The sequence below is a fragment of the Devosia sp. 919 genome (genome assembly GCF_013185965.1).
In the GTDB taxonomy this organism is placed as follows: Bacteria; Pseudomonadota; Alphaproteobacteria; order Rhizobiales; family Devosiaceae; genus Devosia.
The window spans coordinates 54,994-72,689 of sequence record NZ_JABAOL010000001.1; the positions used below are offsets into that span (position 1 = coordinate 54,994).

Below are 17,696 nucleotides of genomic sequence, written 5' to 3' on the forward strand. Positions count from 1 at the left end.
ACCAGATATAGGGGCAAAACCGATGGACGCGGGCAACACACATAAGATCGGCCGGGCGCTGCTATCGGTGTTCGACAAATCCGGCATGGTCGAGTTTGCCTCGGGCCTTGCCGAAGCGGGGGTGGAACTGGTGTCCACTGGCGGCACCCAGCGCCTGATCGCCGAGGCCGGCCTGCCGGTGCGCGAGATTGCCGACCTCACCGGCTTTCCCGAAATGATGGATGGCCGCGTCAAGACCCTCCACCCCAAGGTGCATGGCGGCCTTTTGGCGGTGCGCGACAATCCGGAACATGCCGCTTCGATGAGCGAGCACGCCATCGGGCCGATCGACCTCGTCGCCGTCAATCTCTACCCCTTCGAGCAGACCGTGGCCTCGGGCGCGGGCTATGACGCGATCATCGAGAACATCGATATTGGCGGCCCCGCCATGGTGCGCTCGGCGGCCAAGAACCATGCATTCGTAACTGTGGTGGTCGACCCGGCCGATTACCCCGCCATTCTCGAAGCGGTGCGCGCTACTGGCGGCGTGCCCTTTAGCCTCCGCCAGAAGCTCGCCGCCAAGGCCTATGCCCGCACCGCGGCCTATGACAGCGCCATTTCCGCCTGGTTTGCCCAGACGCTCGATTATCCCGAAATCCCCTATCGCGCCTTTGCCGGGACCTTGCGCGAAGTCATGCGCTACGGCGAAAACCCGCATCAATGGGCGGCATTCTACACCACGGGCGAAAACCGCCCCGGCGTCGCCACCGCCCGGCAGGTGCAGGGCAAGACCCTGAGCTACAACAACATCAACGACACCGATGCAGCCTTTGAGCTCGTAAGCGAGTTCGACCCCGCCGAGACCGCGGCTGTTGCCATCATCAAGCATGCCAATCCTTGCGGCGTTGCCGTTGGCCCCAATCTGCTCTCGGCTTATCGCGCGGCGCTGCGCACCGACCCGGTCAGCGCCTTTGGCGGCATTGTCGCCACCAACCAGCCGCTCGATGCGGCGGCGGCCGAGGAAATCGTCAAGACCTTCACCGAAGTGATCGTCGCCCCTTCTGCCTCGCCGGAAGCGGAAGCCATCATTGCCGCCAAGAAGAACCTGCGCCTGCTGCTGACCGGCGGCGTGGCCGATCCCAAGGCCGATGGGCTGACCGTCCGCTCAGTCGCCGGTGGCCTGCTCGTGCAGGGGCGTGACAATCGCAATGTGAATGATTGCGAGCTTCAGGTCGTCACCCAGCGCGCGCCCACCGAGGCCGAAATGCGCGACCTCAAGCTTGCCGCCCTGGTCGCCAAGCACGTCAAGTCCAATGCCATTGTTTACGTCAAGGATGGCGCTACCGTAGGCATTGGCGCGGGGCAGATGAGCCGGGTGGATTCCGCCCGCGTTGCCCATCGCAAATCGATCGACGCCGCCCAGGCCGCCGGGATCGATGGCGCGCTGACCCAGGGCTCCGTCGTGGCCTCCGATGCCTTTTTCCCCTTTGCCGACGGCCTCGAAGCGCTGGTTGCGGCTGGCGCCACTGCGGTGATCCAGCCCGGCGGCTCGATGCGCGACAATGAGGTGATCGCTGCGGCCGATGCCGCGGGTATCGCCATGGTGCTCACCGGCATGCGCCATTTCCGTCACTGAACAGTAACCGTACTCTCGGGTACGGTTCTGCTTGACCGGTGCGGGGGCTTGGGCTTAGAACGGCTCCAAAGTACAGCCCCTATCCGGAACGCTCGCCCATGGCACCCCGCACGCTCTACGACAAAATCTGGGACGACCACCTGGTCCAGAACAATGCTGACGGCACTTCGCTGATCTATATCGATCGGCATCTCGTGCACGAAGTGACGAGCCCGCAGGCCTTTGAGGGGCTGCGCATGAACGGGCGCAAGGTGCGCCATCCCGAGCGCACCCTGGCGGTGGTGGACCACAATGTCCCCACCACCGACCGTTCGCTGCCTAATCCCGACCCGGAAAGCGCCATCCAGATCGCCGCGCTGGCCGAGAACACCCGCGATTTCGGCATCGAATATTTCGACCCCTTCGACAAGCGCCAGGGCATCGTGCACATCGTGGGCCCCGAACAGGGCTTCACCCTGCCCGGCATGACCATTGTGTGCGGCGACAGCCACACCTCGACCCACGGTGCCTTTGGCGCTTTGGCCCATGGCATCGGCACCTCGGAAGTCGAGCATGTGCTGGCGACCCAGACCCTGATCCAGCAAAAAGCCAAGAACATGCTGGTGCGCGTGGATGGCAAGCTGCCGCCCCATGTCACCGCCAAGGACATCATCCTGGCGATCATCGGCGAGATCGGCACCGCTGGCGGCAATGGCCACGTCATCGAATTTGCCGGCGAAGCCATCCAGGCTCTCTCGATGGAAGGCCGCATGACGGTCTGCAACATGACGATCGAGGGCGGCGCCCGCGCCGGCCTGATCGCGCCTGACCAGACCACCTTTGATTATGTTCAGGGCCGCAACCGCGCGCCCAAGGGCCAGGCCTGGGACATGGCGCTCGACTATTGGAAGACGCTCTACACCGACGAAGGCGCCCATTTCGACAAGGTCGTGGTGCTCAATGCCGCCGACTTGCCCCCGATCGTTTCCTGGGGCTCCTCGCCCGAGGACGTGATCTCGGTGACCGGCGTCGTCCCCAATCCCGACGACATCGCCGACGAAAACAAGCGCGCCTCCAAGTGGCGGGCGCTCGACTATATGGGCCTCAAGCCCGGCACCAAGATCACCGATATTCCGGTGGAGCGCGTGTTTGTGGGTTCGTGCACCAATGGCCGCATCGAGGATCTGCGCGCTGCCGCCGCCGTGATCGGTGACCGCAAGGTGGCTGCCGGCGTTTCGGCCATGGTCGTGCCCGGCTCGGGCCTCGTCAAGGATCAGGCCGAAGCCGAAGGGCTGGACCAGATCTTCAAGGCTGCTGGCTTTGAATGGCGTGAACCGGGGTGCTCGATGTGCCTCGCTATGAACCCCGATAAGCTCAAGCCCCAGGAGCGCTGCGCTTCGACCTCCAACCGCAATTTCGAAGGCCGCCAGGGCTTCAAGGGCCGCACCCATCTGGTGTCGCCCGCCATGGCCGCCGCGGCCGCCATTGCCGGCCATTTCGTTGATATCCGCGAGTGGCAGTAAATCCCTGGGGAGAGCGCCTGGCGCCCTCCCTCGATGATTTCGAAGCTTTGGCCCGCGAAGCCCTTGCGGGCCTTCCCGAGCCGTTCAAGACCCTTGCGGCCGATGTCACCTGTTCGGTGGCCGAATGGGCCGAGGACGATGTGCTCGAAGGCTTTGGCATGGAAAGCCCCTATGAGCTGATGGGGCTGTTCCAGGGCATTGGCCTGACCGAGGACGGTGCCGTGCCCCAGACCGGGCAGATGCCCAATAATGTGACGCTTTATCGCCGCGCCATTCTCGATTTCTGGGCCGAAAACGACACCGACACGCTGGGCGAGATCATCACCCACGTGCTGGTGCACGAGATCGGCCACCATTTCGGCTTTTCCGACGACGACCTGGACGCCATCGACAACGCCAGTAATTAGGGACTAGGACGCCCGGTCGTCCGGATTGGGCGACTGCACCGTGATCGCGGCCGGCTTGCGGGCGGCGTCGGTGGTCTGGTCTTCCTCGCTGCCCTCACGCGGGACGAATTCATAATCATTGCTGAGCGTGCCGGGCTCGTCCTCATTGACGCGCAAGGCGAGGCGCTGCTTGTCCAGCTGCACGAACCAGTCATCCCAATCCACCAGCTCCCAGCCGCCATAGGGGTTCACGTCCGGCCCCTCATTGCGCTCGGCATTGAGCGCATGCTGGCCAAAGGTCAGCTGCAGCAAATAGCGGCTTTCGCGCACATCGGGCGTTTCCATCATGATGGGGTTGCCGGCTCGCGCCTGCGTCCATTGCCGGATTTCTTCCCGACCGCTCAGAACTCTCGCCATTGCTGGGCTCCTTTCAACTGTGTGTGCACAATTGCCGGACGCCCCCTTGGTTCCCGCTCCCCTCGCAGGCAATTCCCAAGCGTCGTGCCGCCTGCTATGGGGAGCCATCCCCAGCGAGGTAAGCCATGACCCCAACCAATAACCGCCTGCTGCTTGGCAAGATCGGGGCCGCACACGGCATCAAGGGCGAGGTGCGCATCGCCACCTTTACCGCCGAACCCCAGTCCATTGCCCAGTATGGCGCCCTCGAAACCGATCGCCCCGGCCTCACCATCACCATCGAGGCCCTGCGCCTGCAGAACAATGTTGCCATTGCGCGCCTCAAGGGCATTGCCGACCGCAATGCCGCCGAAGCGCTCAATGGCGTGTCGCTGTTTATCGACCGGGCTCGCCTGCCCGAGCACGATGATGAGGACGAGTTCTACCACGCCGACCTCTTGGGCCTGGAAGCGCGGCTGGAAAATGGCACCGTGCTCGGCACCGTCGTGGCGCTGCCCAATTTTGGCGCCGGCGATCTGATCGAAATCCGCGATCCCGTTTCCGGCGACACTTTTCTTTACCCCTTCACCAAGGCCGTTGTGCCCGATGTCCGGCTGGGCGACGGCTATCTCACCATCGTGGTTCCCCTCGATGCACCCGAGGGCGAGGAAGAGCCCGATTGAGCTTTTCGGCTGAGATCATCACCCTGTTTCCCGATCTCTTTCCGGGGCCCCTCGGCGCTTCCGTGCTGGGGCGCGGGCTCAATGATGGGCTGTGGTCGCTCAAGGCCACCCAGCTGCGCGATTTCGCCACCGACCGGCACCGCACCGTGGACGACACTCCGGCGGGGGGCGGCGCCGGCATGGTGCTCAAACCCGATATCGTGGCGCGCGCCATAGATGCCGTGACGCCCTCTGGGGATCCGCGCCCGCGTATCCTGATGAGCCCGCGCGGCGCGCCGCTGACGCAAAAGCGGGCGCGCGAACTGGCGCTGGGCCCGGGCGCCGTGATCCTTTGCGGTCGCTTCGAGGGGATCGACCAACGCGTGATCGAGCATCGTCAGCTCGAGGAAATCTCCATCGGCGATTATGTTCTCGCGGGCGGGGAAGTTGCGGCCATGGTGCTGCTCGAAGCCGTGGTGCGCCTGATCCCAGGCGTGCTCGGCGGGGCGGACAGTCATGCCGAGGAAAGCTTTGAAAACGGGCTCCTCGAATATCCCCAATATACCCGCCCGCAGAGCTGGGAAGGATCCGAAATCCCATCCGTTCTGCTGTCGGGCGACCACAAGCGCATTCGCGAATGGCGGCACGCGCAAAGCCTGGAGCTGACCCGGGCGCGGCGCCCGGACCTGCTGGATTGAACGGGGTGCCGGATGTGCCCGGGACGACTGGACTTTGTGGCAAAAATCCCCTATAGCGCCGCCACGACTGGACGGTGGGCTATCGGACCCGCTGCCGACGACAACAAGAAGACCAAACTCTCCGTTGTAACCAAGACCGGGCATCGCGCCGCAAGGCTCGAACAACTGCCCCAGTGAAAAGATCAGGACGGATCATGAATATCATCCAGCAGCTCAATGCTGAGCATGTTGAGCAGCTCGCCGCCAAGCGCACTCTTCCCGAATTCACCCATGGCGATACCGTCAAGGTGTGGGTCAAGATCCGCGAAGGCGAAAAAGAGCGTCTGCAGGCCTACGAAGGCGTCGTTATCGCTCTCAACGGTGGCGGCCTGACCGCCAGCTTCACCGTGCGCAAGATTTCCTATGGTGAAGGCGTGGAACGCGTGTTCCCGCTTTATTCGCCCAATATCGCTTCGGTTGAAGTGCTCAAGCGCGGCAAGGTGCGTCGCGCCAAGCTTTATTACCTGCGCGATCGTCGCGGCAAGTCGGCCCGTATTTTCGAATCGACCAACGCCCGCACCAAGAAGATCGAGGCTGAAGAGCGTACGGCGGCCCAGGCTGCTCGCGATGCGCGTGACGCCGAAAAGGTCGCCGCTGCCGAGGCTTTTGCCGCCGAGCAGGCTGCCAAGGACGCGGAAGCTGCAGCCGCTGCTGCTGCTGCTGCTGCCGAGCAGGAAGCCGCTGCTGCCGAGACCAAGAGCGAATAAGCTCACGACCTCCTCCCCATTTCTGCAAAGGCCCGGCCACCAGCCGGGCCTTTGTTTTGCCGGGTGCGCCTCGCATCCCCCGCCCCCTTGCCGCTTGGGCGGCGAACGGCTAGCAACAAACCCATGTACGATTTTGCCGCCGACATTGCCGATTGTGCGCTTGCCGTGGAAACCGCGCTGGATCGGGCGCTCGGTGCGACCCGCCTTTCGGGCCCCGGCCCGGCTCCCGAGCGCTTGATCGCTGCCATGCGCCACGGCAGCCTCGCCGGCGGCAAGCGGCTGCGGCCCCTGCTCGTGCGCCAGGCCTCGGCGGTGTTCAATGTGCCACCTGCCCAATCGCTGATGGCGGGCCTCGCGGTGGAACTGGTGCATTGCTATTCCCTGGTGCATGACGATCTTCCAGCCATGGATGACGATGATCTGCGCCGCGGCCGCCCCACCGTGCACAAGGCCTATGACGACGCCACCGCGATCCTTGCGGGAGATGCGCTCCTCACCCATGCTTTTGGGCTCCTTTCCAGCCCCGAATGCCATCCCGATCCTGCGGTGCGCATTGCCCTGGTTGGGGAGCTCGTTGCCGGGAGCGGCGCTGGGGGCATGGTTGGGGGGCAAATGCGCGACATTGCCGGCGAAGGCGCTTCCCTGACCCCTACCGAAATTGCCACTATGCAGGCGATGAAAACCGGCGCCCTGATCCGCGCCAGCGTGCGGATCGGAGCCCTGCTCGGCACGACCGATGGCCGCGCCCTTTCGGCCCTCACCGCTTATGCCGAAGCGGCCGGTCGCGCCTTCCAGCTCGCCGACGATATTCTCGATGTCACCGCCTCGCCCGAAATCATGGGCAAGGCCACCGGCAAGGATGCCGAGGCGGGCAAGCAGACCCTTGTGGCCTCGCTTGGACTTGATGGGGCTCGCACGGCCCTGTCGCGCACCGTCAACGAGGCTTTGCTGGCCCTGCGCACCTTCGGCCCCAAAGCCGACGGCTTGCGCGCCACGGCCCGCTATTTCGCCAGCCGGGAGCATTAGCGGGTGCCCCAGTTGCTTGCCGTCTGCTGCGGAACGCCCCAGCCGATCCCGGGCAAGAAGGCCAAGACCGGCATCTTCAAGACCGCGGTGGAGGACCCTGTCGCCATCGACACGCTCGGCTTGGCCGGCGATGCGGTGATGGACCGCAAGCATCATGGTGGCGTCGATCAGGCGGTCTACCTTTATTTCGCCGACGATTATCGCTGGTGGGCCGGAGAACTGGGCGATGAGCCCCTGCCCGGTACCTTCGGCGAAAACCTGCTGCTCGAGGGCTTCGAAGGTCGCGCCATCGCCGTCGGTGATCGCTTCGGCCTCGGGGCGGTGGAGCTCGAAGTCACCTCCCACCGCACGCCCTGCCTGACCTTCAGCGCCCGCATGGGCGATCCGCGCTGGGCCAAGCGCTTTCATCGCGCCAACCGCCCCGGCGCCTATTGCCGCGTGCTGGCGACTGGCGAAGTCGCCGCGGGAATGGCGGTCACCTACACCCCCTTTGCCGGGGCCCGCATCACCGTCGCCGAACTGATGGCGCTGGACGGGGTGCGCGATCCCAATCCATCCATCCTGCGCCGCGCGCTTGCGGCGCCCCTGCACCACAAGCTGCGCGACGATTTCGCCTCGCGGCTCGCCCGCCTGTTCTGAGGATTTCATGACCCTGCAATCTGTCCGCGCCGACCTGGCGCTGCGTGCCCCCGACCTGCCCATCATCGAAACGACCGAGGCGACCTCAACGGTCGATCTGGCGGCGGCGGTGCATGGCTGCGCGCCCGGACAGATCGCCAAGACGCTGTGCATCCGGGTGAGGGGGGAAGTGCTGCTACTCGTGACGCGTGGCGATGCGCGGCTCGACAACACCAAGGCCAAAACCGCGCTCGGCGGCCGCCCCCGCATGCTGGGAGCCGAGGAGGTGGAGCAGCTCACGAGCCACAAGGTGGGCGGCGTTTGCCCCTTCGGCCTGCCCCAGCCGCTGCCGATTTTCCTCGATCAATCGCTCAAGATCTATGACGAAGTCATTCCGGCCGGCGGGGACACCCATTCCTCGGTGCGCCTCAGCGTCGAGCGGCTGGCCGAACTCTGCGGCAACCAATGGGTGGATGCCTGCCTTGTCCCCGAGGCGGTCACGCCCTAGTCGAGCACTCCCAGCGCCTTGAGCACGAGCAGCGCCACGATCAGGGCACCGATATAGATCCAGCGCCGCTTGTTGCCATAAAGCAGCTGCAGGGCGCTGCGGCGCCCTTGCCGCTCCTCAGACTCTTCAGTCATTCCGCCGCCGTTTGCTGGCCGGCACCGAATTTGCGCTCGATATAATCGGCCACCATCACCTTGAACTGGTCGGCGACATCGGCTCCGCGCAGCGTCGCAACCTTCTGGCCATCGACGAAGACGGGCGCCGCCGGGGTTTCCCCGGTGCCGGGCAGCGAGATGCCGATATTGGCGTGCTTGGATTCACCCGGGCCATTGACGATGCAGCCCATCACCGCGACCGACAGGGTTTCAACGCCGGGATAGCGTTCCTTCCATTCGGGCATGGAGGCGGAGAGGTGATCCTGGATGTCCTTGGCCAGCGTTTGGAACGTGGTGGAGGTGGTGCGCCCGCAGCCCGGGCACGCAGCCACCACCGGCAGAAACTGGCGGAACCCCATGGTCTGCAGCAGCTCCTGGGCCACCTTGACCTCGGTGGTGCGATCCCCACCCGGCTCGGGGGTCAGCGAAATGCGGATCGTGTCGCCAATCCCCTGCTGGAGGAGAATGCCAAGCGCGGCCGAGGAGGCCACAATGCCCTTGGAGCCCATGCCTGCCTCGGTCAGCCCGAGATGGAGCGCATAATCGCAGCGTGCCGCCAGATCCTGATAGACGGCGATCAGATGCTGCACATCACTGACTTTGGTGGAGAGGATGATCTTGTCGCGCCCGAGCCCAATTTCCTCGGCGCGGCGCGCCGACAGCAGGGCCGACTGGATAATCGCCTCGCGCTGCACGGCGGCGGCCGAAATCGGCGCCGCTGAAATCGCGTTTTCGTCCATCAGCCGCGTGAGCAGCTCTTCATCGAGCGAGCCCCAATTGACCCCGATCCGCACCGGCTTGTTGTAGCGAATGGCGAGCTCGATCAGCGTCGAGAACTGCGTGTCGCGCTTGGCCTTGAAGCCCACATTGCCCGGATTGATGCGGTATTTCGCCAGCGCCTCGGCGCAGGCCGGGTGATCCGTAAGAAGCTTGTGGCCGATATAGTGGAAGTCACCCACCAGCGGCACGTCATAGCCCATGAAGGCCAGGCGGTCGCGAATATGCGGTACGGCCGCCGCCGACTCGTCGCGGTCCACGGTGATCCGAACGATTTCGGAGCCCGCTCGCGCCAGCTGCATCACCTGCCGCACGGTCGCATCGATATCGGCGGTATCGGTATTGGTCATGGATTGCACCACGACCGGTGCGCCCCCGCCGACCAGGACCCCGCCAACATTGACTCCAACCGATTGCCTGCGCAGTGCCGGGCCCGACATGAAACACCTCTTTGCTGAGCCACAAATAAGGCGAGCAGCCTACAAGCGCAATCCGACGCTTACGTGAACGGGGAGGTCTTGAACTAAAGCGAGCCAGGGCCATTTAAGAGCTATGATGAAAAACCTCTTCTCGCCCCTCAATTTGCTCGGTCGCTTCACCGTGGGCCGGTTCTTTATCTTCCGCAAGGAACTGCTGCTGCTTTGGCGCGGCTTCCGGCACGCGGAAACGCCGCTGGCGCTCAAATTCGCCATGCTGCTGGTGCCGCTGTACCTGATCAGTCCGGTCGACCTGATCCCCGACGTGCTGCCCTTCCTTGGCATCGTCGATGACATGGTCATCGTGCCCCTGCTGGTAAGCTGGATCGTCGGTATGCTGCCGCTCGAAGTGCGCGGCGAAAAGGCCCGGGCCGGTGCCCGCGCCGCTCGTCCTACTCAGGGCAATGTCATCGACGGCAAGGCCCGCCGGCTTTGACCCACTGGCCCGGTTCAAGCCGGGACAGCGGCAGAAGTAGCTCCATCGAGCCGCGGGATCGCTTCCGCGGCTACTCCATGCGCACCAGCAGGTCCTTGGCGTCGATCTGATCTCCCGGCTTGACCAGCACTTCGGCGACGACGCCATCGGCTTCGGCATGAATGGCGGTTTCCATCTTCATGGCTTCGATGGAACACAGCACATCCCCGGCAAACACCGACTGCCCTTCCTTGACCGCGAGGGTCGAGATCACCCCGGGCATGGGCGCACCGACCTGCTTGCTATCCCCCAGCGCCGCCTTGGCGCGCAGCTTGACCTCGCCGGCCTTGAGGCGATCGGGCACGGTGATGGTGCGCGGCTGACCATTGAGGTCAAAGAACACCCGCACTTCGCCCTTCTCGTTGGTTTCCGCGCGGCCGAGATAGTTGACCACCAGCGTCTTGCCCTTTTCGATGTCGACGAGCAGTTCCTGGCCCTCAACCAGCCCATAGAAGTACACCGGGGTGGGCAGCACTGCGGTGGGACCGTAGCGGTCCTGGGTCTTGGCGAAGTCGGCAAAGACTTTCGGATACATCAGCGCTGACGCCAGGCGATAATCATCGACCTCGTGCCCCACTTCCTCGGCAATGCGGGTCCGCTCGGCTTCCAGATCCACCGGGGGCAGATAGGAGCCCGGCCGTTCGGTCAGCGGCTCGCGGCCCTTCAGCACCTTTTTCTGCAAGGCAGGCGGAAAGCCGCCGGGCGGCTGGCCGAGATCGCCGGCAAAGAACCCCACCACCGAATCGGGGAAGGCGATGTCGCGCCTGGGGTCTTCCACCTCGGCGCGCGTGAGGCCGGCCGAGACCATGGCAAGAGCCATGTCGCCCACGACCTTGGAGCTGGGCGTGACCTTGACGATATCGCCGAACATCTGGTTGACGTCGGCATAGGTCTGGGCGACCTCGTGCCAGCGGGTTTCGAGGCCAAGTGAGCGGGCCTGTTCCTTGAGATTGGTGAACTGCCCGCCCGGCATTTCATGCAGATAGACTTCCGAAGCCCCCGCGCGCAGATCGCTTTCAAAGGCACGATACTGCGTGCGCACGGCTTCCCAGTAAAACGAGATCTGCCGGATGGCCTTGGCGTCGAGCTCGCTGTCGCGCTCGCCATCCGCCAGCGCTGCCGCGAGCGAGCCGAGTGTGGGCTGCGAGGTCGTGCCACTCAGGGCATCCATCGCCGCATCCACCGCATCAACGCCTGCTTCCACCGCCGCCAGCACCGTCGCGGCGGCCGCCCCTGAGGTGTCGTGGGTATGCAGGTGAATGGGCAGACCCACTTCGTCCTTCAGAGTTGCCACGAGCTTGCGCGCGGCGGCGGGCTTGAGCACGCCAGCCATGTCCTTGATGCCCAGCACATGGCTGCCGGCCGCTTCCAATTCCTTGGCCAGCGCCACATAGTATTTGAGGTCATATTTGGACCGGTCGGGGTCCAGCATGTCCCCGGTATAGCAGAGCACGCCTTCGCAGACCTTGTCGGCCTCGAGCACCGCGTCCATGGCGACGCGCATATTGTCGACCCAGTTGAGGCAATCAAAGACGCGGAACACATCCACGCCCCCCTTGGCGGCCTGCTGCACAAAGAAGCGCACCACATTGTCGGGGTAATTGGTGTAGCCCACGCCGTTGGAGCCGCGCAGCAGCATCTGCGTCAGGATTTTGGGGGCGCCATCGCGCACTTGCGCCAGCCGCTCCCAGGGGTCTTCATTGAGGAAGCGCATGGCGACATCAAAGGTCGCCCCGCCCCAGCACTCCAGCGAAAACAGGTTCGGCAGCCCATTGGCATAGGCCTGCGCCACCCGCGTGATGTCGAACGAGCGCATCCGCGTGGCGAGCAGGCTTTGATGCGCATCGCGCATCGTGGTGTCGGTGAAGAGGACGCGTTTCTGCCCTTTCATCCACTCGGCAAGGCCCTTTGGCCCTTCGCGCTCCAGCACCTGGCGGCTGCCTTCGGCTGCGGCAGGCGGCGCGAACTGCGGCACGACAGGGGCCGCTGCATCGGCGGGCGGACGCGGGCGGTCGCGCACTTCGGGATGCCCGTTGATCGTCACATCGGCGATGTAGCTGAGGAGCTTGGTCGCCCGGTCCTTGCGGCGGGCAATGTCGAACAGCGCCGGCGTCGTGTCGATGAAGCGCGTCGTATAGCGGTTCTCGACGAAATCTGGGTGGGTGATGATGTTTTCGAGAAAGGCCAGGTTAGTCGATACGCCCCGGATACGGAACTCGCGCAGGGCGCGATGCATGCGGGCAATGGCTTCCTTGGGCGTCGGGGCCCAGCAGGTGACCTTTTCCAGCAGCGGGTCGTAGTAGCGGGTGATCACCGCCCCCGCATAAGCCGTGCCGCCATCGAGGCGCACGCCAAAGCCGGTGGCACCGCGATAAGCGGTAATGCGGCCATAATCGGGAATGAAGTTCTGCTCGGGATCTTCCGTCGTCACCCGGCACTGGATGGCATTGCCATGCAGCTTGATGTCGGCCTGGAGGGGCACGCCTGATTCCGGGGTGCCGATCACCGCCCCGTCGAGCAGCTTGATCTGCGCCTTGACGATGTCGATGCCCGTCACTTCCTCGGTGACCGTATGCTCCACCTGGATGCGGGGATTGACCTCGATGAAGTAGAACTCATCGGTGTCGGCATCCATCAGGAACTCGACCGTGCCCGCGCCGCGATAGCGAGCGGCATTGCCCAGCCGCAGCGCCGCATCGGTGAGCTTGGTGCGCACCTCTTCCGATAGGTACGGGGCGGGCGCGCGCTCCACCACTTTCTGGTTGCGCCGCTGCACCGAGCAGTCGCGCTCGAAAAGATGCACGAGATTGCCGTGATCATCCCCCACGAGTTGCACCTCGACATGGCGGGCCCGTTCGACGAGCTTTTCAAGATACATCTCGTCCTTGCCAAAGGCCGCCTTGGCTTCGCGCTTGCCTTCCGAGACCTCGGCCAGCAGCGTTGATTCATCCATGATCCGGCGCATGCCGCGCCCGCCCCCGCCCCAGCTGGCTTTCAGCATCAGCGGATAACCGATCTCGGCCGCCCTGGCCTTGACCGCATCGAGATCATCGGGCAGCGCGTCGGTGGCCGGCACCACCGGCACTCCGGCGGCGATCGCCATGTTGCGGGCGGCAACCTTGTTGCCGAGATCACGCATGGTCTGCGCCTTGGGGCCGATGAAAACGATCCCGGCCGCCTCGCAGGCATCGGCGAATTCCGGGCTTTCCGAGAGGAGCCCATAGCCGGGGTGGATGGCATCGGCGCCCGACAGGCGCGCCACCCGGATATATTCGTCGATCTGCAGATAGGCCTCGACGGGCCCCTTGCCCACCCCGATCAGATAGGCCTCGTCGGCCTTGAAGCGATGCAGCGCCAGTTTGTCTTCTTCGGCAAACACCGCAACGGTCTTGAGCCCGAGTTCATTGGCGGCCCGGAACACGCGAATGGCGATCTCGCTGCGATTGGCAACAAGGATTTTCTTGATTGGCATCGATTTAAATTCCCGGCCAGAGGGGATTGGGGCGCAACAACGCGGCTCAGAAATGCAAAGGGGCCCCGGTTGAACCGGGACCCCAATGCGCAATCACTTGCTGTTCAGATGTCCGGCGAGGTGGGACATGTCATAGCCCGCTTCCCCGGCCTGGCGGATGATCTCGCCCGCATCCTGTTGACCGGCTTGGGACAGCGCCCACAGCGTCGTCGAACGCGTGCCCGAGCGGCAAAAGGCGAAAACGGGACCGGGGCTGGCGGCAATCGCGGCCTGGGTCTGTTCCACCATGTCGGGCGACACGCCTTCGCGCCCAAGGGGAATGGCGTGATAGACGAGGCCGGCAGCCTCGGCGGCGGCGGCGATGGCGGCGCCTTCCGGCTGGTCGGGCGATTCCCCATCCGGGCGGTTATTGATGATGGTGGTGAACCCCGCGGCCTTGAGCGCTGCTACATCTTCGGGATTGATCTGGCCCGATACGGTAATGCGATCGTTGATCCGCTTCAAATCCAAGGCTCTGCTCCTGCTGGCGCCCGACTAGGGGCATGGGCGAACTATATCCGCCCCGGCAAGCCATGCAACCAAGACGGAAGGATAAGGGCCATGCACCGCGCTGGGGGGTGGGGCAGGCCCAGCGCCGGGGCGCGGGCGGGCCCAGCGCTAGGGCGCGGGCGGCGTGCCAACCCAATCGCGCCACAGCTCGCCTCGCTCGGCCACAAACCGGTCGGCCACCGCTTCTACCGTGGCGCCGGGTTCGTTGATCTGGGCGAGGAGAGTGTTCATCTCCGACACCGGCATGCTGGCCCGACTGAAATAGGCGGCAATCTGGGGTGCTTCGGTGAACACCCATTCGGCCAGAGCTCCCACCACGACGTCAGGCACGAAGGCCGACGGCTTGGGTTCGGGGCACTGGAGTCGCGCCAGGCATTGCGCCGCCGCCTCGTCATAGGCGCCCATGTCGAGCCCGGCGAAGTCAAACTGCGCCAAAACGGCATTGGGCTGCCAATAATAGAATACGAAGGGCTCCTTGGCGCTCACCGCCGAGGCGATCAGGGTATCCATTTCGAACCGGTTGGCCGGCTCGACCACTTCGAGCAGGTCCTCGAGGCCCAGCGCCCGGATCAAATTGCGGTTGATCAGGGCACAGGCCCAGTCGGCTGGACAGGAGATAAACTTGACCGGACCATCGCCCCCCAAGGCAGGCAGCGCTTCGGCGAGGCCCGCCGCACTTTCCAGCTCAGGACGGCTCGCAGCCACGTAATCTGGGATGAACCAGCCCTCGAACGCTTCCTCCCCATAGGTGTCACCGGCGGCGCGCAGCTTTTGCGCTTCCAATCCGGTGTTCCACACTTCGGCGATGCGCGTGACCCACATCTCGGGCGCAATGGCCGGCTGCCCGGTTGAACCCATGGACGAGCCCACATTGGCCATGTCGCCGGGCAGCACCTGGCTTTGGCAGCCAAAGGCGTCGCGCAACACCCGCGCATGGATCTCGGCCAGCAGCGCCGCCGAAGGCCAGCTCATGCGGGCAATCGTCATGGGCTGGCTGCCGCAGGTGGATGGCGCCGGTGCCTGGGCGGATGCGGTCCCGCCCGGGGTCTCAAGCGTTGTGACCTGCGCTAATGCGGGATTGGTGCCCAACACCACCGTCGCCGCCAGGAGCGCACTCGTCCACCACTGTTTCATGCTGCTGTTTCTCCTGCGGCGCCCGCTTTTCTATGCGCAAGGGCCGCGCGTTAAGCAACACTTCGCAGGGGCTTGCCGCTTCACCAATTGCGGATGACTCGGGGCGGGCAGATGTGCAACAGTCGCGCCCGAGGGGCATGCTTTGTGCCCCCGATTGTCGTTGTTCCACCACAAAAAGCCGCCACCAAGGCTGCTGGGCGGCGCAACCCAAGCAGAGGGATCACAATGCAGAATTTCAAGAAGACCCTGACCCTGGCCGTGGCCGCTTCGACGCTCCTCGTTGCAGCGCCCGCCATTGCTCAGGAAACCGGCGCCAAGATCGGTTTCGTCGGCGGGTTCACGGGACCCATCGAAAGCCTGACCCCGCCAATTTTTGCCGGCGCCGAACTCGTGGTCAAGCAGGTCAACGAACAAGGCGGCATCCTGGACGGTGAACTGTCCCTCGTTTCGGCGGACGGCGCTTGCGACGCCACCGCTGCTGCCGGCGCCGCCGACCGCCTGATCAACACGGAAAACGTCGTTGGTGTCGTGGGCGCGTTGTGCACCGGCGAAACCATCGGCGCCTTCAATGGCTCGGGCCTGTCGGGCAATGTCGTGTTTATCTCGCCCGCGTCTTCCGCGCCGGCGCTGACCACGCTCGAGGACAACGACCTCGTGTTCCGCACCACCCCGTCGGACGCCATGCAGGGCGTCAAGATGGCCGACCTGCTGATCAGCAAGGGCATCAACGACATCGCCATCACCTATGTGAACAATGACTACGGCAAGGGCCTGGCCGACGCGCTTGCGGCCGCCTATACCGCCGCGGGCGGCACCGTTGCTGCCAACCTCGCCCATGAAGAAGGCAAGGCCGACTATCGCGCCGAGCTGGGCAATCTCGTCGCCTCGCAGAACCTGGTCGTGCTGGCCTATGCCAATGCCTCGGGCAACACCATCCTGCGCCAGGCCGTGGAATCGGGCAACTTCACCCTCTTCGTGGGCGGCGACGGCATGGTCGGCGACGACCTGCTGACCGGCATAGATGCCGGCTCGGTCGAGGGCATGATCGCCACCCGCGCCGGTGCTCCGGCTGGCGAAGCCACCACGACCTATGTGGACCTGGCGACCGCGGCGGGCCTCGAAGCCAACGCCACCTATGCTCCCCAGGCCTATGATGCCGCCTTCCTTTTGGCGCTCGCCATCGAAAAGAACGGCTCCACCGACCGCGAAGGCCTCGTGGGCGCGCTGCGCGAAGTGGCCTCCGCTCCTGGCGAAAAGATCCTCCCCGGCGAATGGGAAAAGGCCAAGGCGCTGATCGCCGAAGGCAAGGACATCGATTACGAGGGCGCCGGCGGCGCGCTCGACTTTGATGAAGCTGGCGACGTGGACGGCATCATCGTGGAACTGGCGGTGGAAAACGGCGCTTTCGTTGAAAAGGGCGAGATCGAGTAAGCTCGGTTTTCAGCGCTCCTTCCGAAGGCCCGGGATCACCCCGGGCCTTTTTCTTTGGGAACCTGCCGACATCAAGCGGTTTCCTGTTGGCGAGACTGGCGCGCCCTTGCCGCCCTGACCCCGGAGCACTCACCATGCAGATCAGCAGCGAAGCCGATATTCCCAGCCAAACCGGCAAGGTCGCCCTTGTCACCGGCGCCACGGGCGGTCTGGGGCTCGAAACCGCACGCATGCTGGCCGGTGCCGGCGCGACAGTGATCATCGCGGGCCGCAACGGCGAAAAAGGCGCCGCGGCCATCCGCACCATCGCTGCTACGTCCCCCCGCGGCAAACTCGATTTCGAGCAGCTGGATCTGGCGGACCTTGCCAGCGTTGCCGCCTGCGCGGCACGGGTGCTAGCCCAATATGCCCGGCTCGATATTCTCATCAACAATGCCGGGGTGATGATGCCGCCCGAGCGGCAGACCACGGTGGACGGATTCGAACTGCAGTTCGGCACCAATCACCTCGGCCATTTCGCGCTGACCGGTCACCTGCTGCCGCTGTTGCTGAAAACCGATGGTGCGCGGGTGGTGGCAGTGTCCAGCAATGCCGCCCGGCACGCCAAGATGAACTTCGATGACCTGCAAAGCGACCAGAACTACCAGCCCATGGCTGCTTACGGGCAATCCAAGTTGGCCAACCTCCTGTGGGCGCGCCATCTGCAAAAGCTGAGCGATAGCGAGAGCTGGAACTTGCGCGTTACGGTGGCCCATCCTGGCTTTGCCAATACCGGCCTCTTCGCCAATATCACGGGCAAACGCGGCATCGGTCGGGTCACGGGCCTTTTTACTGGCATCTTGAGCCAATCGGCGGCCGCCGGTGCGCTGCCCAGCGTGGCCGCCGCGGTGGAAGACGATCTGCCGCCCTTGGCCTTTGTGGGCCCGGCGGGGCTGGGCGGCTGGCGCGGCAAGCCGGCGCTGGTGCAATGGCCCAAGCTTGGCGAAGACGAAGAGGCGGCCGAGCGCCTATGGGCTGAATCGCAGAACGCCACCAATGTGGTCTATGGCTCGGGCACGCTCTAGGCGCTA

The 17,696-nt window shown here is 64.6% G+C and carries 18 protein-coding genes; 12 read left to right on the forward strand and 6 right to left on the reverse strand.

The features are described from left to right. The first annotated feature begins 22 nt into the window (after positions 1 to 22). The 3 genes from purH (at position 23) to HRQ64_RS00285 (ending at position 3,524) form a co-directional block, all read left to right on the forward strand. Positions 23 to 1,615, forward strand: coding sequence for a bifunctional phosphoribosylaminoimidazolecarboxamide formyltransferase/IMP cyclohydrolase (gene purH, locus HRQ64_RS00275; RefSeq protein WP_248307143.1), 1,593 nt, complete (start codon positions 23 to 25; stop codon positions 1,613 to 1,615). Between the two features lie 98 nt (positions 1,616 to 1,713). After that, on the forward strand, positions 1,714 to 3,117 hold the full coding sequence (leuC, locus tag HRQ64_RS00280; protein WP_172121561.1) for a 3-isopropylmalate dehydratase large subunit: 1,404 nt from the start codon (positions 1,714 to 1,716) through the stop codon (positions 3,115 to 3,117). Then, positions 3,108 to 3,524 carry a metallopeptidase family protein gene (locus HRQ64_RS00285; RefSeq protein WP_172121562.1) on the forward strand — a complete coding sequence of 139 codons (417 nt, stop codon included), beginning with the start codon at positions 3,108 to 3,110 and terminating at the stop codon, positions 3,522 to 3,524. The genes leuC and HRQ64_RS00285 overlap by 10 nt, the downstream gene beginning before the upstream one ends. Before the next feature lie 3 nt (positions 3,525 to 3,527). Here HRQ64_RS00285 and HRQ64_RS00290 read toward each other — a convergent pair whose 3' ends face one another. Continuing rightward, a complete protein-coding gene (locus HRQ64_RS00290; RefSeq protein WP_172121563.1) occupies positions 3,528 to 3,920 on the reverse strand; it encodes a hypothetical protein in 393 nt (130 codons plus the stop codon). A gap of 125 nt (positions 3,921 to 4,045) precedes the next feature. Here HRQ64_RS00290 and rimM point away from each other — a divergent pair, with 125 nt between their 5' ends. The 6 genes from rimM (at position 4,046) to HRQ64_RS00320 (ending at position 8,157) form a co-directional block, all read left to right on the forward strand. Next, positions 4,046 to 4,582: a ribosome maturation factor RimM gene (rimM, locus tag HRQ64_RS00295; protein WP_127754758.1), complete on the forward strand. Its 537-nt coding sequence runs from the start codon at positions 4,046 to 4,048 to the stop codon at positions 4,580 to 4,582. After that, entirely contained in the window at positions 4,579 to 5,259 is a 681-nt protein-coding gene (gene trmD, locus HRQ64_RS00300) for a tRNA (guanosine(37)-N1)-methyltransferase TrmD (protein WP_172121564.1), read from the forward strand. Before rimM ends, trmD begins: the two co-directional genes overlap by 4 nt. Before the next feature lie 194 nt (positions 5,260 to 5,453). Beyond that, entirely contained in the window at positions 5,454 to 6,005 is a 552-nt protein-coding gene (rplS, locus tag HRQ64_RS00305) for a 50S ribosomal protein L19 (protein ID WP_172121565.1), read from the forward strand. A 123-nt stretch (positions 6,006 to 6,128) separates the two neighbouring features. After that, the gene (locus HRQ64_RS00310; protein ID WP_172121566.1) at positions 6,129 to 7,031 is read left to right on the forward strand and encodes a polyprenyl synthetase family protein; all 903 of its coding nucleotides are present in this window, start codon (positions 6,129 to 6,131) and stop codon (positions 7,029 to 7,031) included. 3 nt (positions 7,032 to 7,034) lie between these two features. Beyond that, positions 7,035 to 7,670 (forward strand): MOSC domain-containing protein, encoded by a 636-nt coding sequence (locus tag HRQ64_RS00315; RefSeq protein ID WP_172121567.1) that lies wholly within the window; start codon positions 7,035 to 7,037, stop codon positions 7,668 to 7,670. Between the two features lie 7 nt (positions 7,671 to 7,677). Next, positions 7,678 to 8,157, forward strand: coding sequence for a YbaK/EbsC family protein (locus HRQ64_RS00320; protein WP_172121568.1), 480 nt, complete (start codon positions 7,678 to 7,680; stop codon positions 8,155 to 8,157). On the opposite strand, the gene HRQ64_RS00325 is transcribed toward HRQ64_RS00320, so the two are convergent. Beyond that, positions 8,154 to 8,291: a hypothetical protein gene (locus tag HRQ64_RS00325; RefSeq protein WP_164854910.1), complete on the reverse strand. Its 138-nt coding sequence runs from the start codon at positions 8,289 to 8,291 to the stop codon at positions 8,154 to 8,156. The genes HRQ64_RS00320 and HRQ64_RS00325 overlap by 4 nt on opposite strands. Continuing rightward, positions 8,288 to 9,529: a flavodoxin-dependent (E)-4-hydroxy-3-methylbut-2-enyl-diphosphate synthase gene (ispG, locus tag HRQ64_RS00330; protein ID WP_172121569.1), complete on the reverse strand. Its 1,242-nt coding sequence runs from the start codon at positions 9,527 to 9,529 to the stop codon at positions 8,288 to 8,290. The genes HRQ64_RS00325 and ispG overlap by 4 nt, the downstream gene beginning before the upstream one ends. 112 nt (positions 9,530 to 9,641) lie before the next feature. Between ispG and HRQ64_RS19930 the strand changes: the two genes are divergently transcribed. After that, positions 9,642 to 10,001, forward strand: coding sequence for a YkvA family protein (locus HRQ64_RS19930; protein WP_210258474.1), 360 nt, complete (start codon positions 9,642 to 9,644; stop codon positions 9,999 to 10,001). 70 nt (positions 10,002 to 10,071) lie between these two features. Here HRQ64_RS19930 and pyc read toward each other — a convergent pair whose 3' ends face one another. The 3 genes from pyc to HRQ64_RS00350 form a co-directional block, all read right to left on the reverse strand. Continuing rightward, a complete protein-coding gene (pyc, locus tag HRQ64_RS00340) occupies positions 10,072 to 13,512 on the reverse strand; it encodes a pyruvate carboxylase (protein ID WP_172121570.1) in 3,441 nt (1,146 codons plus the stop codon). Between the two features lie 93 nt (positions 13,513 to 13,605). Then, positions 13,606 to 14,022, reverse strand: coding sequence for a TIGR01244 family sulfur transferase (locus HRQ64_RS00345; RefSeq protein ID WP_127754766.1), 417 nt, complete (start codon positions 14,020 to 14,022; stop codon positions 13,606 to 13,608). A gap of 147 nt (positions 14,023 to 14,169) precedes the next feature. After that, entirely contained in the window at positions 14,170 to 15,195 is a 1,026-nt protein-coding gene (locus HRQ64_RS00350) for a glycine betaine ABC transporter substrate-binding protein (RefSeq protein WP_172121571.1), read from the reverse strand. Between the two features lie 225 nt (positions 15,196 to 15,420). Between HRQ64_RS00350 and HRQ64_RS00355 the strand changes: the two genes are divergently transcribed. Both HRQ64_RS00355 and HRQ64_RS00360 read left to right on the forward strand, forming a co-directional pair. Next, entirely contained in the window at positions 15,421 to 16,626 is a 1,206-nt protein-coding gene (locus HRQ64_RS00355) for an ABC transporter substrate-binding protein (RefSeq protein WP_127754768.1), read from the forward strand. A 134-nt stretch (positions 16,627 to 16,760) separates the two neighbouring features. Further along, the gene (locus HRQ64_RS00360; protein WP_172121572.1) at positions 16,761 to 17,690 is read left to right on the forward strand and encodes an oxidoreductase; all 930 of its coding nucleotides are present in this window, start codon (positions 16,761 to 16,763) and stop codon (positions 17,688 to 17,690) included. The last annotated feature ends 6 nt before the right edge of the window (positions 17,691 to 17,696 follow it).

What these genes read in the sequence shown, in the direction of transcription:
- purH (WP_248307143.1), top strand. Translation starts at nt 23, where the DNA reads ATGGACGCGGGCAACACACATAAGATCGGCCGGGCGCTGCTATCGGTG.
- leuC (WP_172121561.1), top strand. Translation starts at nt 1,714, where the DNA reads ATGGCACCCCGCACGCTCTACGACAAAATCTGGGACGACCACCTGGTC.
- HRQ64_RS00290 (WP_172121563.1), bottom strand. Translation starts at nt 3,920, where the DNA reads ATGGCGAGAGTTCTGAGCGGTCGGGAAGAAATCCGGCAATGGACGCAG.
- rimM (WP_127754758.1), top strand. Translation starts at nt 4,046, where the DNA reads ATGACCCCAACCAATAACCGCCTGCTGCTTGGCAAGATCGGGGCCGCA.
- rplS (WP_172121565.1), top strand. Translation starts at nt 5,454, where the DNA reads ATGAATATCATCCAGCAGCTCAATGCTGAGCATGTTGAGCAGCTCGCC.
- HRQ64_RS00310 (WP_172121566.1), top strand. Translation starts at nt 6,129, where the DNA reads ATGTACGATTTTGCCGCCGACATTGCCGATTGTGCGCTTGCCGTGGAA.
- HRQ64_RS00320 (WP_172121568.1), top strand. Translation starts at nt 7,678, where the DNA reads ATGACCCTGCAATCTGTCCGCGCCGACCTGGCGCTGCGTGCCCCCGAC.
- HRQ64_RS00325 (WP_164854910.1), bottom strand. Translation starts at nt 8,291, where the DNA reads ATGACTGAAGAGTCTGAGGAGCGGCAAGGGCGCCGCAGCGCCCTGCAG.
- ispG (WP_172121569.1), bottom strand. Translation starts at nt 9,529, where the DNA reads ATGTCGGGCCCGGCACTGCGCAGGCAATCGGTTGGAGTCAATGTTGGC.
- HRQ64_RS19930 (WP_210258474.1), top strand. Translation starts at nt 9,642, where the DNA reads ATGATGAAAAACCTCTTCTCGCCCCTCAATTTGCTCGGTCGCTTCACC.
- pyc (WP_172121570.1), bottom strand. Translation starts at nt 13,512, where the DNA reads ATGCCAATCAAGAAAATCCTTGTTGCCAATCGCAGCGAGATCGCCATT.
- HRQ64_RS00350 (WP_172121571.1), bottom strand. Translation starts at nt 15,195, where the DNA reads ATGAAACAGTGGTGGACGAGTGCGCTCCTGGCGGCGACGGTGGTGTTG.
- HRQ64_RS00355 (WP_127754768.1), top strand. Translation starts at nt 15,421, where the DNA reads ATGCAGAATTTCAAGAAGACCCTGACCCTGGCCGTGGCCGCTTCGACG.
- HRQ64_RS00360 (WP_172121572.1), top strand. Translation starts at nt 16,761, where the DNA reads ATGCAGATCAGCAGCGAAGCCGATATTCCCAGCCAAACCGGCAAGGTC.